At 38.7% G+C, this 21,869-nt stretch carries 19 protein-coding genes and 2 pseudogenes; 10 read left to right on the forward strand and 11 right to left on the reverse strand.

Annotated features, from left to right (window positions below; genetic code table 11):
• Positions 1-3: 3 nt before the first annotated feature.
• The 9 genes from DYI03_RS08430 to DYI03_RS08475 all read right to left on the reverse strand — a co-directional run bounded on the left by DYI03_RS08430 (position 4) and on the right by DYI03_RS08475 (position 9,184).
• Positions 4-1,020 (reverse strand): DHHW family protein, encoded by a 1,017-nt coding sequence (locus DYI03_RS08430; protein WP_021669401.1) that lies wholly within the window; start codon positions 1,018-1,020, stop codon positions 4-6.
• Positions 1,021-1,025: 5 nt separating this feature from the next.
• On the reverse strand, positions 1,026-2,474 hold the full coding sequence (locus DYI03_RS08435) for an MBOAT family O-acyltransferase (protein ID WP_021669400.1): 1,449 nt from the start codon (positions 2,472-2,474) through the stop codon (positions 1,026-1,028).
• A gap of 18 nt (positions 2,475-2,492) precedes the next feature.
• Positions 2,493-3,317 carry an SGNH/GDSL hydrolase family protein gene (locus DYI03_RS08440; protein ID WP_021669399.1) on the reverse strand — a complete coding sequence of 275 codons (825 nt, stop codon included), beginning with the start codon at positions 3,315-3,317 and terminating at the stop codon, positions 2,493-2,495.
• Between the two features lie 1,021 nt (positions 3,318-4,338).
• Entirely contained in the window at positions 4,339-5,403 is a 1,065-nt protein-coding gene (locus DYI03_RS08455; protein ID WP_115367907.1) for a relaxase/mobilization nuclease domain-containing protein, read from the reverse strand.
• Positions 5,387-5,818 (reverse strand): plasmid mobilization protein, encoded by a 432-nt coding sequence (locus DYI03_RS08460; protein ID WP_115367906.1) that lies wholly within the window; start codon positions 5,816-5,818, stop codon positions 5,387-5,389. Before DYI03_RS08460 ends, DYI03_RS08455 begins: the two co-directional genes overlap by 17 nt.
• On the reverse strand, positions 5,772-6,071 hold the full coding sequence (locus DYI03_RS13315) for a hypothetical protein (RefSeq protein WP_147287665.1): 300 nt from the start codon (positions 6,069-6,071) through the stop codon (positions 5,772-5,774). The genes DYI03_RS08460 and DYI03_RS13315 overlap by 47 nt, the downstream gene beginning before the upstream one ends.
• Positions 6,072-6,181: 110 nt before the next feature.
• Complete coding sequence (locus DYI03_RS08465; RefSeq protein WP_025064902.1) at positions 6,182-6,652, reverse strand: DUF3408 domain-containing protein; 471 nt, start codon at positions 6,650-6,652, stop codon at positions 6,182-6,184.
• A gap of 4 nt (positions 6,653-6,656) precedes the next feature.
• Positions 6,657-7,649 (reverse strand): toprim domain-containing protein, encoded by a 993-nt coding sequence (locus DYI03_RS08470; protein WP_115367905.1) that lies wholly within the window; start codon positions 7,647-7,649, stop codon positions 6,657-6,659.
• 182 nt (positions 7,650-7,831) lie between these two features.
• Positions 7,832-9,184, reverse strand: a complete 1,353-nt coding sequence (locus DYI03_RS08475) for a virulence-associated E family protein (protein WP_115367904.1) — start codon at positions 9,182-9,184, stop codon at positions 7,832-7,834.
• A gap of 593 nt (positions 9,185-9,777) precedes the next feature.
• On the opposite strand from DYI03_RS08475, the gene DYI03_RS08480 reads away from it, so the two are divergent.
• From DYI03_RS08480 to DYI03_RS08490, 3 genes and pseudogenes are all read left to right on the forward strand, one after another.
• Positions 9,778-10,080, forward strand: coding sequence for a helix-turn-helix domain-containing protein (locus DYI03_RS08480; protein ID WP_025064785.1), 303 nt, complete (start codon positions 9,778-9,780; stop codon positions 10,078-10,080).
• 12 nt (positions 10,081-10,092) lie between these two features.
• Positions 10,093-10,383, forward strand: coding sequence for a helix-turn-helix domain-containing protein (locus tag DYI03_RS08485; protein ID WP_021668312.1), 291 nt, complete (start codon positions 10,093-10,095; stop codon positions 10,381-10,383).
• A gap of 124 nt (positions 10,384-10,507) precedes the next feature.
• Positions 10,508-11,255, forward strand: a pseudogene (locus DYI03_RS08490) (ThiF family adenylyltransferase).
• Between the two features lie 14 nt (positions 11,256-11,269).
• Here DYI03_RS08490 and DYI03_RS08495 read toward each other — a convergent pair.
• Positions 11,270-12,023: pseudogene (locus DYI03_RS08495) on the reverse strand (helix-turn-helix domain-containing protein).
• Positions 12,024-12,212: 189 nt separating this feature from the next.
• On the opposite strand from DYI03_RS08495, the gene DYI03_RS08500 reads away from it, so the two are divergent.
• The 6 genes from DYI03_RS08500 (at position 12,213) to DYI03_RS08525 (ending at position 19,665) form a co-directional block, all read left to right on the forward strand.
• The gene (locus DYI03_RS08500) at positions 12,213-12,842 is read left to right on the forward strand and encodes a hypothetical protein (protein ID WP_021668315.1); all 630 of its coding nucleotides are present in this window, start codon (positions 12,213-12,215) and stop codon (positions 12,840-12,842) included.
• 196 nt (positions 12,843-13,038) lie between these two features.
• The gene (locus DYI03_RS08505; RefSeq protein ID WP_021668316.1) at positions 13,039-13,236 is read left to right on the forward strand and encodes a hypothetical protein; all 198 of its coding nucleotides are present in this window, start codon (positions 13,039-13,041) and stop codon (positions 13,234-13,236) included.
• A gap of 76 nt (positions 13,237-13,312) precedes the next feature.
• A complete protein-coding gene (locus tag DYI03_RS08510) occupies positions 13,313-14,683 on the forward strand; it encodes a radical SAM/SPASM domain-containing protein (protein WP_021668317.1) in 1,371 nt (456 codons plus the stop codon).
• The gene (locus tag DYI03_RS08515) at positions 14,673-16,976 is read left to right on the forward strand and encodes a TonB-dependent receptor domain-containing protein (RefSeq protein ID WP_025064789.1); all 2,304 of its coding nucleotides are present in this window, start codon (positions 14,673-14,675) and stop codon (positions 16,974-16,976) included. The genes DYI03_RS08510 and DYI03_RS08515 overlap by 11 nt, the downstream gene beginning before the upstream one ends.
• Entirely contained in the window at positions 16,976-19,168 is a 2,193-nt protein-coding gene (locus tag DYI03_RS08520) for a peptidase domain-containing ABC transporter (protein ID WP_036859360.1), read from the forward strand. The genes DYI03_RS08515 and DYI03_RS08520 overlap by 1 nt, the downstream gene beginning before the upstream one ends.
• A gap of 17 nt (positions 19,169-19,185) precedes the next feature.
• Positions 19,186-19,665 (forward strand): HlyD family efflux transporter periplasmic adaptor subunit, encoded by a 480-nt coding sequence (locus DYI03_RS08525; protein ID WP_021670368.1) that lies wholly within the window; start codon positions 19,186-19,188, stop codon positions 19,663-19,665.
• Between the two features lie 173 nt (positions 19,666-19,838).
• Here the strand turns inward: DYI03_RS08525 and DYI03_RS08530 are convergent, their stop codons facing one another.
• Positions 19,839-20,252, reverse strand: a complete 414-nt coding sequence (locus DYI03_RS08530) for a hypothetical protein (protein WP_021670367.1) — start codon at positions 20,250-20,252, stop codon at positions 19,839-19,841.
• 370 nt (positions 20,253-20,622) lie between these two features.
• Between DYI03_RS08530 and DYI03_RS08535 the strand changes: the two genes are divergently transcribed.
• Positions 20,623-21,855 carry a site-specific integrase gene (locus DYI03_RS08535; protein WP_021668766.1) on the forward strand — a complete coding sequence of 411 codons (1,233 nt, stop codon included), beginning with the start codon at positions 20,623-20,625 and terminating at the stop codon, positions 21,853-21,855.
• Positions 21,856-21,869: the final 14 nt, after the last annotated feature.

The raw sequence follows: 21,869 nt of genomic DNA on the forward strand, positions 1-21,869 counted from the left end.
AAATTAATCATTTCTTACGAGCAATTTTTGGTAGGCTGCTGCTGTTGAAGGTGAATAAGCGTGTATCAAATTATTTGCAAAGAGAATATCCGTAATTTTATTTTGTATAACAAAATCCTTGATACTATGGTGGAAATATCTAAAATCTACTACATGAATTTCTTCAAATGAGCCAAAAAGATAGCCTGGAATGGCATTTCCATAACTATCTTTTAGTATCATTAAGTATCTTCCATTCTTTGTATTTGTTTTGATACTTACGGTTCGCGCATCTCCCCCCATAAAAGTCATGTAGGCTAATGAACTCCCATTTTTATAAGAATAGAAGAAATGGTCGGGTGTAGGTTTACTTTCACCGATTACGCTCCTACCTTTCATTTGATATTTTATAAAGGTTGCTGAGTAATTAGAGTCTTTTGGAACATAGTAAACAAAATCTTCTGGAGCATTTTTTACTGCTATATCGCCCGAGAATTTATACATTGTACCAACAAAATTAGAGAGTGTTCGAGGTTCATATTCATTTAAATTTCTATACGTTACGTTGGCTTTTTGTGCAAAAGCCTCTGTTGCATAGTATGCTCCCAATGGTGCCCAATGGTGGTCTGTTCTAAGATAAATCGGTTTTTCGACATGTGGGAGCAGAGCACCGTAAACATCAACTTGTATTACCTCCTCCGAAAGATGATGATAAATATTATCTATCCCTTGCTTTTCGTCTTTTGTCCATTCTGATACACTTTGTGGACAATAAAAAGCTACGGCATTTGGAATCGTCATGATGTAAACTTTAGCTTGTCCTTCAAATGCTTTTGCAAACGCATTTACGGCTTCTGCATACTTAATTCCGTTTTCCGTTTTTCCTGAAAAAGGTTCAAATGCTCTGGTTTGCGCTCCGTTTGGAACAACGATAATGCCTCTATTGGTGCGGCGTGCAGGTTGTTCTGCATCTTGCGCCCATGCAAAGGCGGTTAAAATACTTAATAAAGCAGTGAGAAATATCTTTTTTTGTTTCATCATTTTTCTTAAAAACGAGTATAAATGAAAGCGTTATTGGTTGCACCAACGAGTAGTGCAACGCTCAAAATTAATAGGCAAATGCTGATAACCAAACGAGTTGTGAAAAGCAATGTGCCGTGTACAAATTGGAATCTACCCAAAAATCTATCGAAAAGCGAAGCAATGATTCTTCTTATTGGCATGGCAAAGAGAATAGCAGCAGCCCAAAGCCAAAAGTTATCGGTTAATGCCGTTGTGGTAAGAAAGTCTATACCATTTGGAACATTCCCGAAGAAAGCATTAAAGAAGTGTTGCATTTTTGAAAAGTCATCGAAATAGAAAATGCCCCAACCTATTACAACTAACAAAAGGCTGTAAAGATGCAAGAAAGGAGCAAAGATTTTACTTTTCAAACGCAATATAGTGAACTTCTCTATCGAGATAATAATGCCGAAATAGAGTCCCCAAATAATGAAATTCCAACTTGCTCCATGCCACATTCCTGTAAGTGTCCACACAAAAAGAATGTTGAATGCTTGATGTTTTCTGTTCCCTCCTAACGGAATATAGACATAATCGCGGAAGAAACTTCCCAAAGAAATGTGCCAACGTCGCCAGAAATCGGTTATAGAATTGCAGCAATACGGGTGGTTAAAGTTCTCATTAAAGTGGAAACCTAAACAACGTCCAATGCCAATAGCCATATCCGAGTAGCCAGAGAAGTCGTAATAGATTTGGAAAGTAAAGGCAAATATGCCTATCCATGCTCCCGAAGTAGACAAATTGGGCAAGCCTGACACCAAAAACTGATTGGCTATTTCTGAAAACTGATTGGCAAGAATCACTTTTTTACCCAATCCAATAAGAAAACGGAATAATCCTTCCGAAACATCGGTGCTTGAAACCTTACGATTTGTAATTTCTCTTGCCACAGTATCGTATCGCACAATAGGACCAGCAATGAGTTGTGGAAACATCGAAATGTACAAAAGTAGGTTTAAAAACCTTTTCTGTACAGGTGCTTCTTGGCGGTAAACATCAACAAGATAAGACAGTGTTTGGAACGTATAAAAGCTAATTCCAATTGGTAAAGCTATTGAAGGCACATCAAACTGAATGCCTATTGACAAAAATTGGGCTGCAAAAAAGCCTAAATACTTGAATGTTCCGAGCAAAATTAAGTTGAAAGTTACGCCAAAAGCGAGTGCAGCTTTTCGTTTCCCGTTCTTATTGCGATGAATTAATAGTCCAATTAAGTAATTGACAAATACGCTACCTATCATCAAAAAAACGTAAACAGGCTCGCCCCATGCATAAAAAATGAGCGAGAACACTACCAATATCGAATTTCTAAAGGCAAAAGATTCTATTTTGTCAGAGTCTTCGCGTGGCTTTTCTATCAATGATGCTATCAAATAGCACAATGCAAAAAGTGGAATAAATACGAATAAGAAAAATAAATCAGAGAATACCATTTTCTATTTTTTTCTATTTTAAGGTATGATTTTTTTTATTTCCTGAGCGAGCATAACTCCATTTTTATGCGCTCCTTTACTATTTGTGTGTGTACCATCGGCAGTATATGTTTTTCGGCGCAACTCTATGGAACGTTTCACACAACTTATTTTGTCTTGTCTGATAACCAATACATTCATTTTTCTGGCACATTCCTCAATAATGTTGCCCGTCTTTGTAATGTTCTGCAAACTTGTTGCCGTGGTTTGCATAGGTGTTAGCAAGATAATGACCGACTTTGGGAAATATTTTTTTACTAACAAACAAGAATATCTAACCGAAGCTGCCACTGAAAGCACCTCAGACGGTTTGCGTTGCAACAAGTCTGTTTCCGAAATAGCAAACACTTCTTTGTTTGTTTCTGCAAATGCTTGTGGGCGTTTGGCTTGAAACCACGCATCGTTTGTGCCAGCAGCAATGATAACGATGTCTGGTACAGATTGAACTCCTGTTTCAACTGCATTGTGTAGGCGTTCTATCTGATTGTAAATAACGTTATTATCCGACAAACGTTCTGAATAATCCGAGATATTTCTAATAGTATTCAGTGTGTTTGTCCACGTTGCGCCACTCCGTGCGTAGCTTTTACAACTTGCTGGTTTCAATGTTTCTTTAAACCATTTGTTCCACCCTTTGGGCTTATCGCATTCGTCTCCTCCCAACCATGTGTTTGAATCACCAAGAATGGCTATATGCTTTTTACTCCAATCGGTTTCCTTTCCTTTTTCTGTGAAGGCTAATAAGCCGAACAACGTAGGCACTGTAAGGAACAGAGCAAGAATATATATAACCTTTTTTCTCATAAAATATTTTGTAGACTTATTGCTTTCGCCTCTATTTAGATAGCTAAAATTCAATTTTCTTTTACCTTATTTATATGATATAATTTGATTTTGCGAGCGCAAAGGTACACTTTTTTTCTGTACAATGAAGTTATTGCAGGCAAAAAGTCATGATAGTTTTGATTATAGTGAAAAAAGGTGGTATCTTCCAGACGGAACAATACCACCGAAAGTATTTTATTAAAATGCAAATTCGATGAACGGTTAGGACATGAGAATATCTGTAGCCATATCAACTTAGCTTTGGAACGTGCAAAAGCAATTGCTTCAACGACAACAAAATAAGTACGAATTTATTTTTTAGACCGACAAAGAACAAATTACCGCTTAAGGGGAATGTATAATAACCCTTGAGCGGTATTTTTTTATTTTTGTTGTGAAGTATTTAAGAGCGTATCAAGTTTATAAATTCTATTGAATTTTGTATGCTTGTGCATCAATATAGGAATAATTATGCCGAAAGTAGTAGCAATAGGCACTTGTATGTACCCTTGCGAAGGTACTAATATTTGTTTTAAACTTTACTTTAAAACGTAAAAGAATATATTGAGAATGCAAAAACGGGCTTTCCTTAATTTGGTTGATGCACTATAATAATTGAGAAATGGACTCGTGAATGAATTTTTCAGTTATATTTTATTCTTCGTTTCAAATTAATGAAGAACCCTAATTTTATGGAATTTAGAACAATGCCTATTTCTATCAAATTTGAAAGTGCCTGTTTTGGACTTCAAAACAGGCACTTTCGCAGCCTAAGATAATTATAAAAATATATCTATCTGAAAATAAAGAAGTTACCTTATTGATACAACTAAACAGGTAACGATTTGGAAACGAGCGAGCTACTTGGCTTCGCTGTTTTCTGCCTAACAAAGAACGCTTGTTATTCTGTTTGCAAAGATAAGACTTTGTTACCGAATAACAAGCGTTTTTGATGAAATATTCTTCTTTCTGCATTTTTGATTGATTGTCTGGTTGTGGGTTATATTCCTCTTCCTCGTCTTTTCTTTCTATTGGCTTGGTATCTGAGTTTACGCTGCCATGCTGCTTCGGCATAGTCATCACCATGTGCGGATGGTGTAATCAAATCGACCAATCCTTCCACTGCTTCATCGGCTGCGCTAATGGCTGCATCTGCCATTGTACCGATAACCTGTGCAATCTGCGGAGTTTCTTTTGATGCTTTTGGTATGTATGAACGGCTTTTAGGTACAAGTTGGTAGCCTTTATCAGGTTGTTCTTCCTTTTCTATTGGCTCTTGTATCGTTTGGCGTGGTTTCTTCTGTTCTTCCTTGTTGGTTGCTTCAAAGTTCTTCTGCAAGGAATGGTAGCCGAACTCCCTGCCGATTTCGGAAGCCTTGAAGGATTGCCCTGCGTATGAGAACTTCAAGCCATATACCTTGCCCTGCTTGTTCTTCATACGCTCTATGGTAATGCCGTTTTTGTTCAATTCATAAAGGAACATGGAATGCCCCGTGATACCTGTTCCTTTGTACTTGTCAAGCAGGGAATAACAGATTTGCTGTACCTCTTTCTTTGTTTGCTCTCTCGTTGGGTTAGATTTTTCCTTTTGGTATTTTTTGTTTGTTTTGACCTCCTTTGCGATAGTCAAGCCTTTCTCTCTGCTTATTTCCTCTGCCACTCTCGCTGCCCTGTTGCTCGCAAAAGTGGTATCATAGACCTCTCCGTACAGACTGATACGGTTGGCGATGATGTGAATGTGTGTGTTGTCGGTGTCCTTGTGCGTTACTGCCACCCATTGGTGGTTGTCAAGTCTCATTCGCTTGGCAAACAAATGGGCTATCCACATATATTCGGACACAGACAGCTTTTTCTCGTCCTGCGGTGCGATGCCGATTTCGATACGGAGAAACTTGTTCCTGCAACGGCTGTTGTAGTCACTGACCACTTTCATTTCCTCATAGATAGTCTTTGGATCTCTGCTGCAAAGATTGTGGAATGCAAGCCGACTACCGAGTTTGCCTTCCCTGAAAATATAGTCCAAAGCTGTGCTGCCGTGCGCTATCGCCTTACATTTTCCTATCATTTCTTGTTAGATTTAAGACCTTATATACCTCATCGTCCACACGAAAATGCGGGTCGTAAAATCGCTTAAATGCTTCTTTGGCACATAGCGAGAGGTTCTTTGTGATATGTAGCCAATCTTCGTCCTTGACCTTGATGAGGTTGGAAACCTGCCCATAGAATCTTCCTGTATGTTGGAGGATGGCAATGGCTTCCCTCTCATTGTCGGTCATCTTGGGAACGGCTGTTACTTCTCCGTTAAGGAGTATTTCCCGACAATAATCGGAGAATTTCCGTCCCGCACTTTCTGCCTTTGACTTAATACGCTGCTTTTCTTCTAAGGTGCATCTTACCTTGATGAACTCTGTCTTGTTCATCCTCTGTTCTTCCTTATCCCATTGCTGCCATCGGGCAGCTTTTCCTTTGTATCTGTTCATATAAGTTTCCTTGAAAGTTAATCATTGAATATGATTTGTTGTTGTTTAATTCCTGAATGCTGACCGATGAGAACGGAGTGATTACGGTCTTATCTCCCCGATAGTCTGACGAGGGGAGCTGGGCGCAGTTTGTGGGTACAAACTGACGTCTTGCAATATCAGCTAACGAAACGTTTACGCACAAGGCGTTTTGCTGCTTGAAAGTGAATGCTGTGCATTCCGTGTTTAACTGTGTTCGTGGTGTTCTCATCATTCAGTATGTTTGACAAATGTCTGTTGATATGTTCTCTAAAAAAGGGTTGAGGGTTTTAAGTGGAATAATAGCCCCTTTTCCCAAAAGTCCTCGCTCCCTTTTCCTGTGCCTCACAGCTTTCTCCACTTCTCTATGTCCTCACCATACTCCTCCAAATGAATGCGCACGATGTTCTCCACGAAACTTGAAAGGTTGCTGCCCTTGTCGCCCAATCTGCGCACGATGAAGTCGGCACGCTCATGCGTTTCTAGGCTTAGATAGACCGCCTTTCGGTTGCTCAGTTTTGTTGGGACAAGGTAGGCTTGCTTGTAGGCTTCAAGCGTTTCCTTTCTCATTTTGGCACTGATACGTCTTTGAACAGCCATATTCTCAGTATGCCGTGTATGCTCGGATTTCCCAGAAGTGATATCCGCTTCTCCTTGACTAACACTGTCCTCATTCATTTCTACGTCCGTTGTTGTTTCCTCTACAGGAACGGGGTGTGCTTCCGTCTGTGGGATTACCTCATTGTCCATTTCATCATCTTGGTTGTCCAAGAACCACGAAAGGTCTTTGTCATTCATCATTGTTTTCTTTTTCATTTCTCTATCTGATTTTATGTTTGACTTGTTTTGATTCCTTGTTTTGATTTTGGTCTGTAATCGACATGTGTGCCTGTATCTGCCCTTTATGCTTCTGTCGCTCACGGACATGACTGACATGAAACTCGTTGAGGTCTTTGAAATCCTTGTAGTGTATGCTCATGTCCTCAACATGAAAGCCTGCCCCTGCAAACTCCTGCACAGCTCTCCGCCCAGCATCGTCATTGTCAAGGAAGGCACGAATGAAAGATATTCCCTGCGCATTCATATACCGAATTGCTTTGGCGGTATTGCTCACGGAGTTTAGCACAAGGCAGGCACTTGTTACTTCTTCTTTCATTGAAAGAAAAGAAAGAAAATCCATAAAACCCTCGAATACACAAGTTGGCTGTATTTGGTTTATTATCTTGTCGGTGAATATAGGAGTAATGTCTTTCGGAGCTATCGTTCCCTTGAACGTTTTATTGTCCCGAAGCTCATAGCCGCCAGAGAGATTGGCAAAGCCGATGGCTTCGTAACATCTGCCCCTTACCTCATAAGTGATACATTTAAGAAATGGCATTGCCTTTTCCAAGTCAATGCAGCGTTCCCTCGCAAGATACTCCTGCAAATGTGGTGGCAGGGTGTCTGATATTTCTATCAGTCTCCTTGCTCCATTTATAGCCATCACAGGCTGGGAATTATTTGGCACGAAGTCTTTACGAGAACTATATGTTATATTATCGGAAGCGTTTTGTTCCAAACAGCAAATGGCTTCCGATAGCGTGCAGCCTTCCAAGCGCATACAGAGGTCAATGATACTTCCGCCCCTACCTTCGGCATAATCTATCCAGAGGTTCTTCTCTGTGTCCACCTTAAAACTCGGATGCGTTTCCTCCCTGAGCGGTGAACAATACAGGGCATAGGCAGCAGTCCTACGTACAGGCTTGATGCCTTTCCTTTCAAGATACTCCACGATGGGGTATCGCTTGATACGTGATAAATCTTCTTTTTTCATTGTTTTGATACATTAATGGGTTGAATAATAATTATTTATGTTTGTCTGTTTTTGTGGTTTTACCTTTTCCAAAGTTTTTCCCCTCCAAACTTTTTCATCTTTCTTCTTACTACATACTATTTTGTAATAAGTGATTGATAATCAGTATTACTTTGTAGTATAAGACAATACTACACATTCTACTACATTTGGCTACTACAAGTTTGAAGGAGCGGGCATGGCAAGATTTTCCTAATCTTGTAGACATAAATAGGGCTACTACCGTTTCTTCGTTTGCTCACCTTTATGTATCCTGCTTTCTTCAAGGCTTCGCCCATACGCTTGGCAACAAGTGGTTGGTGAGTATAAATACCCAAATAAGTGAGTATCTCCGTAGTGGTCATTAACGAATAACTTTCATCCTCCGTTGGCTTTTCAAAACAACGCAACAAAAGCTCCATCTCTGCAGTTTGTACTTGAAAGTCTTCACTCTCTCTATATAGTTCGGCAATCTCGTCATCGTCAAACCAATAGCGAAAACCTGACTTTAACAGGGCTTTGGCTTCCGCATAAACATTGTCCATCGAGATAGCTTTTGCTCTCTCAATATCTATGGAAAGCACTTCAAAGGGCAGAAACCGTCTGCTGCCTGTGGGGTCGGTAAGGAAATCGTTACCATTTACCGATGCAACGAAACTCGCCAAATGTGGATGTTCCTCCACATACTTGTCGTAAGGCATACGGTACTTGACCATCGGACAGGTGATGAGGTTTTTCAGTTCGTTCTCGTCACGCTTGTTGAGGGCTTTGAGCTGGTCGTCAATGTTTACGATGAGGTTTTGCCCTATATAGGTAAGCGTGTCCTTCTCTTGCGGATATATCTTTCCCGTGTAGCTGTAACCATGCAGGGCAGGTGGGCAGAGCAAGTCAAGGAAAGTTGTCTTGAACTTGCCCTGCTCGCCTGTCAGTACAAGACAGGTATGGTTACGGCATTCACGGTCGTCCATGGCGTTGGCGACCACTGCCACGAGCCATTTGGTAAGGTATGGCAGCCACTTGTCAGAGTTGCGCACAACTACGCAACTTGCCAATTCGGGAATGGCTTTCAATGAAAGGGAAGAAATATCACAACAGCTATTGTTTTCATTATTACCATTACTCTTACTGCCATAAGCATAACTATCGCTATTGCCACTGTTATTACCACTGCTATTATCAATATCCACCAAGGGCAATCCCTTGAAATACTCCTGTATGGGATTGATACGTGGAGAGAAGCTGCTTTCTATGATGGAATAGAGATTGTCGGAAGAAGTAACGATGCCCACATAGTTATCAAGTTCCCTGCGGAGCGTGTTGATTTCATAGCGACCCACTTTTGAGAAGTGAGTATCATCCTTGCCCCTGTATTCAGTTCTTCCCAACACCGTGTTGTATCTGAACTCATAATAAGAGGAGAGATAAGTTTCTATCTCACCGTTTTTGGAGGAAGTCTTCCTTTGCTTAGGCATATTGTTTCCTCCCTTCGATTTACTTTTATCTGCATTCTTCTTCATTATATGCTTGGTTTGGTTTCAGAGAGTGAAGTTATTACGAGAAGATGAAAGTTCCAAGCATTCGGAGAGTGCTTGCATAATGTTGCGTTCATTCGCAATAAAGTTCGCACGGATTTTTGAGGAGACAGGAAAAGAAATGACTGATTGAAGCCCAAATTAAGTCAAAACAGAAGATAAAATAGCAAGGAAAGACAGAGGTAGAAGTGTACCCTCTGCACACGTTTGCAGTATTCAGCACCAATATTGCAAACAATAGAATCAGCACAGAAATAGGGTAGCGTTTGTCCACACCAAGAGTGTCACAAGCTGCCACTTGGGCGAAAAACGATTGAATAGGAGATACAGCACCATATCTTTGTACCCAACGGACGGTGAAAGAAAAAAAATAGGGTAAGAAGGTGCAAACGGCTGCTGATAAAATGCATTGTCTTTTTCCTTGAAGTTCCCGATATTTCCCTGCTGTTCCCTGCTGCTTTGAAGTATAATAAACTCATCATACTTTTGCAGACATAAACGTGCAATGATACGCAAAACAGGCAAAGGTATTGTCAATACCAATAAGACAGAATTACAAACAAAACAACAATAGAATTATGGGATATTTTATCATTACGGATTCAAATTGGACAAGGCTCAGAAATGAGATACTTAGCCTTGCTGAAACCTGCCATAAGGCATTTGGAGAACAAAGCAAGCATACCGATTGGCTGCACAACGGTGATGTGTGCAAGTTGCTTAACATCAGCAAGCGCACATTGCAGCACTATCGAGATACAGGCGTGCTGCCTTTCTCGCAAATCGGGCATAAGTGCTATTACAGGCGTGAGGATGTGGAGCTATTGCTCCAAAGCAAATCGGAGAAATCGAAAACAGACAGAATAAAGAATAACAAATAAGAGAAGGATATTATGGAATCAGTAAAGGACTTGAACATGGAAGCGGATGATATGCAGGGGGTGCTGTCCGCACTTGAAGGAGTCAACAGACGGATAAAGGAAGTGGCACAGACACATAAACCGCTGTTTGGCGGTGAGCATTTCCTAACGAGCAAGGAAGTATGTGAGCGGCTGTATATCAGCCCTCGTACCTTGCAGGACTATAGGGACAGGAAAGTTATCCCCTATACGCAATTCGCAGGGAAGATACTCTATAAGATGTCGGACTTGGAGAGATTATTAGACGAACATTATCAGGAATAGCATATCACGCTCTGAATATGTTATAAAATCTAAAATAATCAGTGGAATGAGAGTTTTTTACACTTTTGTGTAGTGCATGTGTGTGTTTAAGCATTTACTTTTGTCACAAATTAAATATGTAGTTATGGAAGACAGATACAGTAGAAACAGGCTCTATGTGAGCGAGAAGGAACAAAGTTTGATTAAGGATTATAACATATTCCTTGGTGGTGCAGGCATTGGTAGTATCGTGGCTGAATGTGCTTTGCGGTTTGGTTTCGAGCATATTACAATTGCCGATGGTGATAAGGTTGAGAGAAGCAACCTTAACAGGCAGAACTATACGGAGGATGACATTGGTAGATACAAGGCAGAGTGCTTGGCTGAGCGTTTGCTAAGCATCAATCCTGATGCACAGATAGATTTCCATATAGAGTTCTTGACTCCTGATAACATCGAAGAGATGCTGAATGGACATGATGTGGCTATCAATGCCTTGGACTTTAAGGATAAGACCCATTCGTCTTTGATGAAATATGCAAAGAAAGAAAATTCCCGTACTGCACCCATACAACTTTGGTTGGGCAGGTTTTGTTACAATCGCAGACCCATTGGGACACTCCATATCAGAATTGTCAGACGGATTTAAGGGATTTGAATTAAAGGTAGCTGAGTATGTTACCGGACACGGAGCTTTTTGGAATCAGCCAAAGGAGTGGCTGGATAAAATCGTTACTCAATATAGAGAAGAAAGCGAAATGCTACCACCTCCACAACTGTCCATAGCATCCTGGATTGCAGCGGGATTGTGTACAACAGCAATGTACAATCTTGCCACAGGAAAACCTGTGAACTATTTTCCAAAATTCTATTTCTCCTCACTTTTGCAATAAGCGAAGTATAGTTTTCAGAACAATTTGTTTAAGGTTGCCCTTGAAATAGCTTCTGTAATATTCGCCACACCTAATTTTTCAAAGGCGTGGCGTTTGTAGAATTTAATGGAGTCTAACGACCGACACATTCTGTCTGCAATTTCTGCCATCGTAAGACCAGCCACAGATAGTCTGAGAACTTCAAGCTCTTCTTCTTTAAGCGATACACTAATATATTCCTGCCACCGATGTCCCTCGAAAGAGTATTTCCAATATTTCTGTTGTCCATTCTTGTGAAACTCAACGTGTCAGCTGTTTTATGCGAAGACAGAGACACGACACACATTCCAATCCATATCTTGCCCTCATCGGTTAATAGTATAGGAGTAAGCTGATGATTGATTAGTTTGCTCCTCGTTCCACTCTTCAGATGAAAATGATAGGACATAGAGCATTGGTATTTATCAACGTTGTCGAAAGTATCGAAGAACTTAAAACCACTGCTGTTCAGCTCCACGAGCATTTTTTGTTCCTCCTCCGGCACATGTTTCAAGTAAAAACTGTACCCTAATTCCTTCACCTCCCTTGCCGTATGCCCACAAAGAAACAAAGGGTTGTCCGACACATAAAGAAACTCCTGCCTGTAATAGTCTATCAAGTAAACGCTCTGATAAGTCACACGTGCAAATGCCTCTAACGTTTGTACTAATGTAGATAATACATGTGAGTCATAATCTGGTGCATTGCGTACGGTATTTGATGCGATAAAAAATCTTTTATGTCTGTCATATATGCTAAACGTGTTAAGGTTCTCTGATATATTTCACTACAAAAGTACATTTTTAATGCGGAATACTGCAAAAAGATTACACAAAGTGTAAAAAACAAAGAGAGAGATGCCAAATTACACAAAAGTGTAATAGATGATATTTGCATAGGAAGTATTTTTGCCGTATAAATCAAGAATTAAAAAGCATTATGGAAAAACAGATTGCAACATTTAAGGACTACGCTATCTTCATGGCAGACAAAACGAGTCTGTTGGAAATAGCACAGTTTGTAGTCAGGGAAAATTACTCCCATCACTTATCTTCATTTACAGAGAAAGAAATAAATGAAGATATCAAATCAGTGCTTGAAGAAGAGGAATATCTGTATGATAACGAATCTCATATCTATATTGCAAGGGATGCCTTTGGGAATATAATTGGCTGCATCAGGAGTTTTCATTGGGATAAGCACAAGACTCTTCCTATCGAAAAAATATATGGGATAAACCCGCTGAATGCTATTCATCAGGAAAGTAAATATAGTTTTTGGCATATCGGACGCTTTGCCGTTGTAAAGGATTCGAGAATATCCACATTGACTTTATTCAAGCGGTTAATGGCATTGGCAGTAAAGCCGATAGTTGAGGATAAGTACAGCTATATGATTGCAGAGATTGACAGCAAACTATTGAAAGTAATGAAGGGCTTGGGATTTGGCACACACCAAATAGGGAAACCCATAGACTACCTTACATCAGAGACCGTTCCTGTATGTTCCAGTAAAAGAGGTATCAAGGGTTTCTTTTCCAAATATGGTGAGCTTTGCAAGGCAGCATGATTACACTTTTGTGTAATATTTCAGACAACAAATTCAGAATTACACAAAAGTGTAACGATATAATTTGGAGATATAAATATATTTGCAACAGAAATAATCAAGTCGACAAGATTATAAAAACAGACCTCACTGTAATTTAAAAGGAGAAAAAGTCGAAAATCTATAAGAGTAGACAAAATATAATAATAATTACAAAATGAATAATACACTTTCATTTAGCGAAGTTCTTAATGTAGAGGAACTCGCACCTACAGAATTGGATGCCATTGTTGGTGGTAAGTTTGGAATTAAAATTGTTGGTGCTAATGGCCATCAATGCAGTTGTGGTAATGGAAAACCAAGTACCCCTTCTACCCCTACGGATTCTACAAGTACAGGCACAACTAATCCTTAAGTACTTTATATCAATATCAAGGTAGCTTGTGATTTTATGACAAGCTATCTTGATTTACCTCTTAAAAATAAAACAAATGGTGAACCTTAAAGAAACTCATATTATAACAAAAGATAATGAAACTATACTTTTTCATTATCCTTCTTATACTTTAATAAGTATCAATGACCATATCAAAGAGATACTTGAGATGATCAAATCTGGGATTTCTTTGTCAGAGATTTCGCTTAAAAAAAATATACTAGAAGCAGATATAAAAAAGCTACTAGTAAGCCTCAATAAGGTTATTACCAAAAACCTTCTTTGCAAAGAAAAAGGAAAAGAAATAAAAGAAGGGGCTATTCATAGAATAACACTACATATTTCAAATGATTGCAATCTTCGATGTAAATATTGCTATGCGAATGGCGGTAATTACAATTTACATCGTCATTTGATGACAAAAGAAACGGCAAAGAATTTTTATGACTTTTGTATTAATAATTTTCATCACATTGAGAAAATTGTTTTTTTTGGAGGAGAACCATGTATTAATGTTGATGTCATGGAGTATCTATGCTCGTTATTTTATAACTATAAATTTGATAAATCACTTGAAGAATTACCTAAATTTGGCATAATAACGAATGGAACAATTTGGAATGAACGATTAATTAGTGTTATAAAAAAATATATAACGTTTATCACTGTTAGTATCGATGGAGAAAAAAAAATAAATGACAGTAATCGTGTTGATAAACAAGGAAAAGGTACATATAACAGGATTGCAAAGTTCATTGATTATATAAAGCATATTCCTAGTGTAAAGGTTCAATACGAAGCTACCTATACAAAGCAGCATATTAAAGAGAATATTACAAAAGATGATATATCTTTGTTTTTTCGAAAAAGATTTAACATTGAAGGTTTTTTAGTAGATGAAATTAGTATTGAAGAAGATAATCATAAAATAGATTTCTCTGTTCAAAACGTTGATAATTTACCAGAATGCTTTACAGACATTTTATGGGCTATTTCTTTTAAGCACCATCTTGAGTCTTGCCAAATATCTAGGTTACAGTTTGCGGTATCAACATCTGGACTAATATATCCTTGTCATATGGATGTTGGAATCGAAAGCTTAAATCTTGGAGATGTTAAAGGGGATAATATCTTTAACTCAAAACATATACAAGACCATTACCCATTATTTAATCTGATAAATAACAAGGAAAAACTATGTCCTAACTGTTGGTGTCAGAATTTATGTGAATGTTGTCCAAAAAGTTTTTTTTATGATAATGAAGCTAAAAAATATTCTCTTACCCCTAATACTGATAAATGTAAATATCAGCGAGAATATATAGAAAAGATTCTAATAGCTATTGTTAAATTGAGAAAAAATAAGGGTAAGTGGCAGGAATATGTTAATGAAATCAATAAAAAACAGAATCTATATGAATACTAATAATAAGATGCGAAGCATATTGATTATAAAATTATTTATGCTTTCGCTTTGTACTTTTGGACAAATAAAAGGAATAGTAAGAGAAAAAGATAGCAATTTACCTATGGAGTTTGTAAATGTTACCATCCTTTCAGCATCTGATAGTGCTTTTATAACAGGAACCACTACGGACTCTTTGGGCATGTTTATAATTCCAAACAACATACCCAACGGTATTATAAAAGTAAGTTACATTGGCTGCAATACCCAATTTAGGCAAATAGTGCCTGAAGATAGCGTATATAATTTCTTCTTACAGCCCAATGAAAATACTTTAAAAGAAGTTATAGTAAAAGGTAAGACCTACTTACATACATCAAAAGGTATCATCGCTAATATTGCTTCTGGACCATTGGCTAAACTTGGTAATGGCTTAGATGTGTTATCTCATCTTCCCTTTATTATAAATAAGAATGGAAATATTAGTGTTTTGGGTAAGGGAAAGCCTTTAATCTTTATCAATAATAGATTGGTGCGGAATCAAAGCGAATTGAATCAAATAAATTCTTCGGATATTAAACAAGTAAAAATTATAACCAATCCCGGAGCGGAGTATGACGCTACAATAAGTGCTGTGATAAAAATAATCACAAAAAAACCAATAGGAGAAGGAATTGGCTGTTTTGCTAATGCAGGTTTAAGCATGGAGCGCAAGTTGTCTCATTATAGTGGACTAAACATAAAATATCGAAAGAAAGAATTTGACGTTTTTGCGGATTTGCGATATAATCAAACATCAGCTGAAGCTAAGCAGCTCTCAGATCGAAGTTTATTAACTCGGCAGGTAAATGAGAATATGGATATGCAAACTAACGCATTCTCTTGGAACGGATCAGTAGGGCTTAATTACGAACACAGAGATAAGGTGGCTATGGGTGCTATATACAAGTATACTTCTGTACCTGATGAAACTTTCACGACTGATGATTATGTGGAAGTTAAATATTTGGGACACGTAAGAGGTTTTATGTCAAACGATAAAAGAAAATCGGTCTTATACAGTCATTATATAAATAGTTATTTCTCTTATTATTTCACAAAAGACGCATATCTCAAGATTGATTTTGATTATATGAACTCATCTAATGAGAATAACCAAGATTATTTTCTTACAAGCCAAGAAATCCATTCAAAGAATCATAGTAATAATATGCTATATGCTTATCGGGCAAAGGTAATAAGCCCTTTGGTTGGTGGAACTTTGACATCTGGAACTGATGGAGCTTTTACTACAAACAAAAATCGTTATTCAATACTAGATGGTACAACCTTGCGAAATAGCCTATCACCTACTTCCAATGTAGCTAAACAACAGCTGTATTCAATTTTCTCAGAATATGAAAAATCTTTTGGTGCGCACTGGGATATAAGTATGGGGATCAGGTTTGAATATATGAATTTTAATTATTATAACAATAGCAATTATTCAACGAAAGATTCTCAGAGAGATAAGGGCTTTTATCCTTCTGCTGTCATTAATTACAAAAACAATAATGTACAGATGACCCTTGCATACCGTTATATGACATTACGTCCAAGTTATTTTATGCTAAGAAATTCTGTTGAGTATAATAATCCCTATGAATATGAAGGTGGAACCCCTAACCTTTTACCACAAAAAACTAATATGCTTTCATTTTCATTAGGGTGGAAAGATTTACAAGTAATGGCAAATTATTCGATGATGAAGAATAGTACGATGTACGTTTACGACAGATACAATGGAAGTGATAGCATTGCTATTTTTCATACTCAGAATATAAGAAGCAATCAAACCTTTGATATTGCTTTATATTATTCACCGATATGGTTTAAAATATGGAGACCATCATTTACAATAGATTTTACAAAACCTTTTTTGGTATACAATAACAGTAAATATAATAAGCCCATTTATTCTTTTCTATTGGATAATATAATAACTCTGCCTAAACATTTCCAAATAGGAGTAAATATGAGCTTTAATACATGTGGAAATTTAGATACAGACTTAGCTTATTATTCTCAAAATTTCGATTGTAATATTTATTGCGTAAAAGAATTTTTTAACGAAAAGTTACGATTAAAATTAGCAGTTAATAATTTATTTAATACAAGTCGTGAAAAATGGAGTAAAAACACCAATAATATCATTTTGAATAAATGGAACGATGCCAATAGATGTACGCTTACCTTCACTGCAAGTTATCAGATAAATCCATCTAAAAATAAATACAAAGGGGAAAAATCAAGTAATGAATTAAATAGACTATAATGAATATTGTATTTATAAAGCAACATGATTCCATGCAATGCGGTGTAGCATGCTTACAGATGATCTGTGAATACTATCATAAAAAGTATTCCACAAATTATCTCTCCAGCCTGTGCAATACAACGGCAGAGGGCGTTTCTATGCTTAGCATCAGGGATACAGCTTTTGCTTTAGGAATAAAAAGTAATTGTGGGAAAGTTAATATAAAAGGAATAAAGAAAATATCTTCTCCCTGTATCCTCCACTGGAATCAAAACCACTTTGTGGTGCTATATAAGGTAAAGAAAGGCAAGATTTTCTACATTGCAGACCCTGGAAAAGGACTTATAAAGTACAATCTTGAGGAGTTTAAGAAGCATTGGATTAGTACTCAATCGGGCGGTGAGGAAAAGGGTATCGCGATGTTCTTAGAACCTACTCCTGCCTTTTATGAAAAACAGACAAATGAACAGCCAACAGAGGAACGCTCGTTTAAGTTCCTCTTTGGTTACATCAAGCAATATCGCAAGTATTTCGGACAGATAATTTTAGGCTTACTCGTGGGCAGCTTGCTGCAGCTTATCCTGCCTTTCCTCACACAATCCATCGTGGACGTGGGCATTAAAAACCAAAACATCGGCTTTATCTGGTTGATTCTCTTGGGACAGTTGATGCTTACGGTGAGCCGTACCGCTATTGATTTTATCCGTCGTTGGCTGCTGCTGCATATCTCGCTGCGCATAAACATTTCATTGGTAAGCGACTTCTTTATCAAGCTCCTGAAGCTACCCATGTCGTTCTTCGATACTAAACTAATGGGCGACCTTATGCAGCGTATGGGCGACCACAACCGTGTAAACTCGTTCCTGACACAACAAACACTCAGTATTGTGTTCTCGCTCTTTACCTTTGTGGTATTCAGCATTGTATTGTTATCCTATAATTGGCTTATCTTCGCCATTTTCATGCTCGGCAGTCTGCTTTATGGCGGTTGGCTTGCGCTCTTCCTAAGGCGCAGAAAGGTTCTCGACTACGAACTTTTCGAGCAGCAAGCCATCAACAACAACAAGACCTACGAGTTTATCACCTCCATGCAGGAGATAAAACTCCAAGACTGCGAACATCGCCGTCGCTGGGAATGGGAGGATGTGCAGGCAGACCTCTTCGGTGTACAGATGAAATCGCTAAAGCTCCAACAAACGCAGGAAGCTGGCAGCATATTCATCAACGAACTGAAGAATATTGTCATCACCGTGGTGGCAGCAACAGCTGTCATTCACGGACAGCTCACACTGGGTATGATGCTTGCCGTGCAGTACATCATCGGACAACTCAACTCACCTGTTGAGCAGTTAATGAGTTTCTTCTACTCCGTACAAGATGTAAAGATAAGCCTAGAGCGTATCAACGAAATCCACCGTATGGACGATGAGAACGGAAAGCAAGGATTGGAAACCTCAGTGAAAGAAGAAAACAAAGGCATAGAACTTGAAAGTGTAAACTTCAAGTACGACCCTCACGCACTGAAAACTATCATAGATGATGTAAGCCTCGCAATCCCTAAAGGCAAAGTAACAGCCATTGTCGGAGCGTCGGGTAGCGGAAAGACCACGCTAATCAAGCTCATGTTAGGCTATTATCCCGTATTGGGCGGTCGAATAACTATTGGCGGAACCGATGTAAACACGCTCAACAAGAAGTGGTGGCGCAGGCAATGTGGTGTGGTGATGCAAGATGGAGTAATCTTTTCGGAGTCGATAGCACGTAACATTGCCGTAGATGACGGCGAGATAGATAAGGAGCGTTTGCAGAAGTCTGCCGAGATAGCCTGCATTCACGATTATGTGATGGGGCTGCCCCTAAAATACAACACCAAGATTGGGCGCGATGGTGTGGGCTTAAGTCAGGGACAAAAACAGCGCATCTTGATAGCGAGAGCCGTATACAAGAACCCTAATTATATTTTCCTTGATGAAGCTACCAACTCGCTCGATGCCAACAACGAACGTATGATTGTGGAACATCTGGACGAGTTCTATAAAGGTAAGACGGTAGTTATCGTGGCACACCGACTAAGTACGGTGAAGAATGCCGACCAGATTGTGGTATTAGATAAAGGTAAAGTAGTGGAAACAGGCAACCACGAAACACTCACAGCAAAGAGAGGCGCATATTATAACCTCGTGAAGAATCAATTGGAATTGGGCAACTAACAGCAGGAAGGAATATTATGGTAGACAATAAGATAGAACTCCGCAGCGAGAAGGTAAGGCATATTATTGGCGAGATACCATCAAGGATAGTCCGTTATGGTATCACGATTATCACCATTGTGATATTGGGACTGCTGACAGGTGCATACTTTATCCCTTATCCTGAGACCATCAGTGCAAGGATTGAGATGGCAGACGAACATCAAGGAACAATAGACATTCCCTATAAATATGTGAATTGGGTAACAAAAGGAATGACGGCAAACATAGAATTTGAGGGCTACGATGTCGAAACATACGGAACAGCCAATGGTACGATAACCGCCACATCGCATACACCCCGACAAACAGCAAAAGGTAGTGTGTTCACGGCACAGGTAAAGATAACGGATTGCAGGTATAAAACTATCAAGGGAATGACAGGCACAACATCCATACTCGTAAACAATGAAAGCGTGCTTCAAAGAATTGTCAAGCAAATAACAAACAGCATATAATCTCCTTTTTATCCGTAATAAAGCGATGAAAGAGAAAGGCAAATGTAGTTACTGCGTAGTACCATTATTTTCGAGTACTTTACTACAAGTTAATCCTTTTTCTTTCACCGCTTTATCCTTTATTGTAGTTATGTAGTAAGATATAATCAGTGAAAGAAAAAGAAATATATTTATCAGTTCTTGGTATTGTCCAACAGGAAGATTGGCGTTACAATGACAGCCTCTGTCTGCAATCTTCTACTGATGTACATTCTGAACAAATGCGCTTCCATGCTGTTCAATAGAAAGGACAGTGCGATGATAATAAGAAGGGGATAGAATGGTGAATAACTTACGGTCTTTCCCTTCTTGATAACTTCCTCACCTGCAACCCTCTCATCGGGATGCAGGTTGGAAGATTTCATAATTGTCTGAAGCCTATGGTTGAGTTTCCTCCATGTTACCCCGAAGAACTTCACAAGTTCACTCTCCGTCATGGCAATTTCGCCATTCCCCCTGCGAACAACCTGCATTCCATCAGTCCAGTCGAAATAACTGCGCTGATTGGTTACGCTTACTTTTCTTTTGGGATTATTGATTGTCTTCATGCCGTTTCCTCCATTTTACAGGTTACAATATCCGAAGGTTCACAAGCCCCTCTCTCCGCAAATAGGCTTCAAAAGGACTTCACAAAGGTTGTCAATTTAGCCTTCAAAAATTTGCTAATCGTTGTAAAATCAAGGTTTTACAACGATTTTTCTTTGTATATACCTCTATCGCCTGACGGCATAACCCTATGTTTTGACAATCATCATTCGGTCAAATTCTGCTACATAAACTGCTACACAAAAATTGTAGCAATAAAAAATGTAGCAATGACGGGATTTTGAATACCATATTGACGGCATCAACTCTTTCTTTTTCAATGTATTAAGTATTAACTTTGCAGCCGAGTGCTACACAAAAGAATGATGCATTATGAGAACAAATTTCAAGGTGTCCTTCTACCTACGTTCAAACTATGAGAACAAAGAAGGAAAGTCGCCTGTAATGCTCCGAGTATTCCTTAACGGAGAGATGGCTAATTTCGGATCTACGAAAATATTCGTGGACAAGACAGTATGGAACAATGCCACAAGTCGGCTCAAAGGTCGGACGGCTGAAGCTTTATCCGCCAATGCCGCATTGGACTCTATTTCTGCTACACTGAATAACATCTATCACAAATTTGAGGACGACTCCTCCCTGTCATTGGAGAAAATCCGATCTTATTTTGTGGGAAAAGACAGAGAGTATACAACTTTCCTCCCTGTATTCGACAGATTCAACGAAGACATCAGGCAACGCGTCGGACACACCATCAGCAAAGACAGCCTACAAAAGTACAGCGTTTTAAGAAGGCATTTCGCAGAATTCCTTATTCATAAGTATGGAAGAAAGGATGTAGGACTGACAGAGTTCACACCATCCGTGGTACAGGATTTTGAGTTATATCTGAGTACAGTGGCAGGTTGCGCTTACAACACATCAGTCAAGAAGATGAAGGCACTCAAGACCGTAACTATCTATGCTCAAAAACGTGGTTATCTTCTTCACGACCCCTTCCTCAATCATCGTTTTCACTTGGAGCCTGTCAATCGAGGTTTTCTCACGGATGAGGAAATTATGAAGATAGCCAACAAGGAAATTGCTATTCAACGCTTGGAGTTAGTAAGGGATGTTTTCATCTTTTCATGTTTCACAGGTCTAGCATATATTGATGTTTCCAATCTCACACCAGACAATATCGTAACACTTGATGATAAGCAGTGGATTATGACCAAGAGACAGAAAACAAATGTGGAGACAAATGTTTTATTGCTTGACATTCCCAAGAGTATCATTGCCAAGTACAGTCATAAGACCTATCGGGACGGCAAACTATTTCCCATCCTAACGAATCAGAAAACCAACGCATATTTGAAAGAAATTGCCGACATTTGTGGCATCAAGAAGAATCTGACCTTCCATCTTGCCCGACATACGTTTGCAACCATGTCGCTCAGCAAGGGTGTTCCTATGGAAAGTGTATCGAAGATGTTGGGGCATACCAACATTAAAACTACACAAATTTATGCCCGTATAACCAATAAGAAGATAGAACACGATATGGAACAATTGGCTGGCAAGTTAGACAAGTTCAATGTTGCTATGGGCATCAACTCAAAATAATGTAAAACCCTAAA

The organism is Prevotella disiens, assembly GCF_900454955.1.
Classification (GTDB): Bacteria; Bacteroidota; Bacteroidia; order Bacteroidales; family Bacteroidaceae; genus Prevotella; species Prevotella disiens.

Bases quoted from the DNA above. Each gene is read 5' to 3' on its own strand.
- DYI03_RS08430 (WP_021669401.1), bottom strand. From the start codon at position 1,020: ATGATGAAACAAAAAAAGATATTTCTCACTGCTTTATTAAGTATTTTA.
- DYI03_RS08435 (WP_021669400.1), bottom strand. From the start codon at position 2,474: ATGGTATTCTCTGATTTATTTTTCTTATTCGTATTTATTCCACTTTTT.
- DYI03_RS08440 (WP_021669399.1), bottom strand. From the start codon at position 3,317: ATGAGAAAAAAGGTTATATATATTCTTGCTCTGTTCCTTACAGTGCCT.
- DYI03_RS08455 (WP_115367907.1), bottom strand. From the start codon at position 5,403: ATGATAGGAAAATGTAAGGCGATAGCGCACGGCAGCACAGCTTTGGAC.
- DYI03_RS08460 (WP_115367906.1), bottom strand. From the start codon at position 5,818: ATGAACAGATACAAAGGAAAAGCTGCCCGATGGCAGCAATGGGATAAG.
- DYI03_RS13315 (WP_147287665.1), bottom strand. From the start codon at position 6,071: ATGATGAGAACACCACGAACACAGTTAAACACGGAATGCACAGCATTC.
- DYI03_RS08465 (WP_025064902.1), bottom strand. From the start codon at position 6,652: ATGAAAAAGAAAACAATGATGAATGACAAAGACCTTTCGTGGTTCTTG.
- DYI03_RS08470 (WP_115367905.1), bottom strand. From the start codon at position 7,649: ATGAAAAAAGAAGATTTATCACGTATCAAGCGATACCCCATCGTGGAG.
- DYI03_RS08475 (WP_115367904.1), bottom strand. From the start codon at position 9,184: ATGAAGAAGAATGCAGATAAAAGTAAATCGAAGGGAGGAAACAATATG.
- DYI03_RS08480 (WP_025064785.1), top strand. From the start codon at position 9,778: ATGGGATATTTTATCATTACGGATTCAAATTGGACAAGGCTCAGAAAT.
- DYI03_RS08485 (WP_021668312.1), top strand. From the start codon at position 10,093: ATGGAATCAGTAAAGGACTTGAACATGGAAGCGGATGATATGCAGGGG.
- DYI03_RS08500 (WP_021668315.1), top strand. From the start codon at position 12,213: ATGGAAAAACAGATTGCAACATTTAAGGACTACGCTATCTTCATGGCA.
- DYI03_RS08505 (WP_021668316.1), top strand. From the start codon at position 13,039: ATGAATAATACACTTTCATTTAGCGAAGTTCTTAATGTAGAGGAACTC.
- DYI03_RS08510 (WP_021668317.1), top strand. From the start codon at position 13,313: ATGGTGAACCTTAAAGAAACTCATATTATAACAAAAGATAATGAAACT.
- DYI03_RS08515 (WP_025064789.1), top strand. From the start codon at position 14,673: ATGAATACTAATAATAAGATGCGAAGCATATTGATTATAAAATTATTT.
- DYI03_RS08520 (WP_036859360.1), top strand. From the start codon at position 16,976: ATGAATATTGTATTTATAAAGCAACATGATTCCATGCAATGCGGTGTA.
- DYI03_RS08525 (WP_021670368.1), top strand. From the start codon at position 19,186: ATGGTAGACAATAAGATAGAACTCCGCAGCGAGAAGGTAAGGCATATT.
- DYI03_RS08530 (WP_021670367.1), bottom strand. From the start codon at position 20,252: ATGAAGACAATCAATAATCCCAAAAGAAAAGTAAGCGTAACCAATCAG.
- DYI03_RS08535 (WP_021668766.1), top strand. From the start codon at position 20,623: ATGAGAACAAATTTCAAGGTGTCCTTCTACCTACGTTCAAACTATGAG.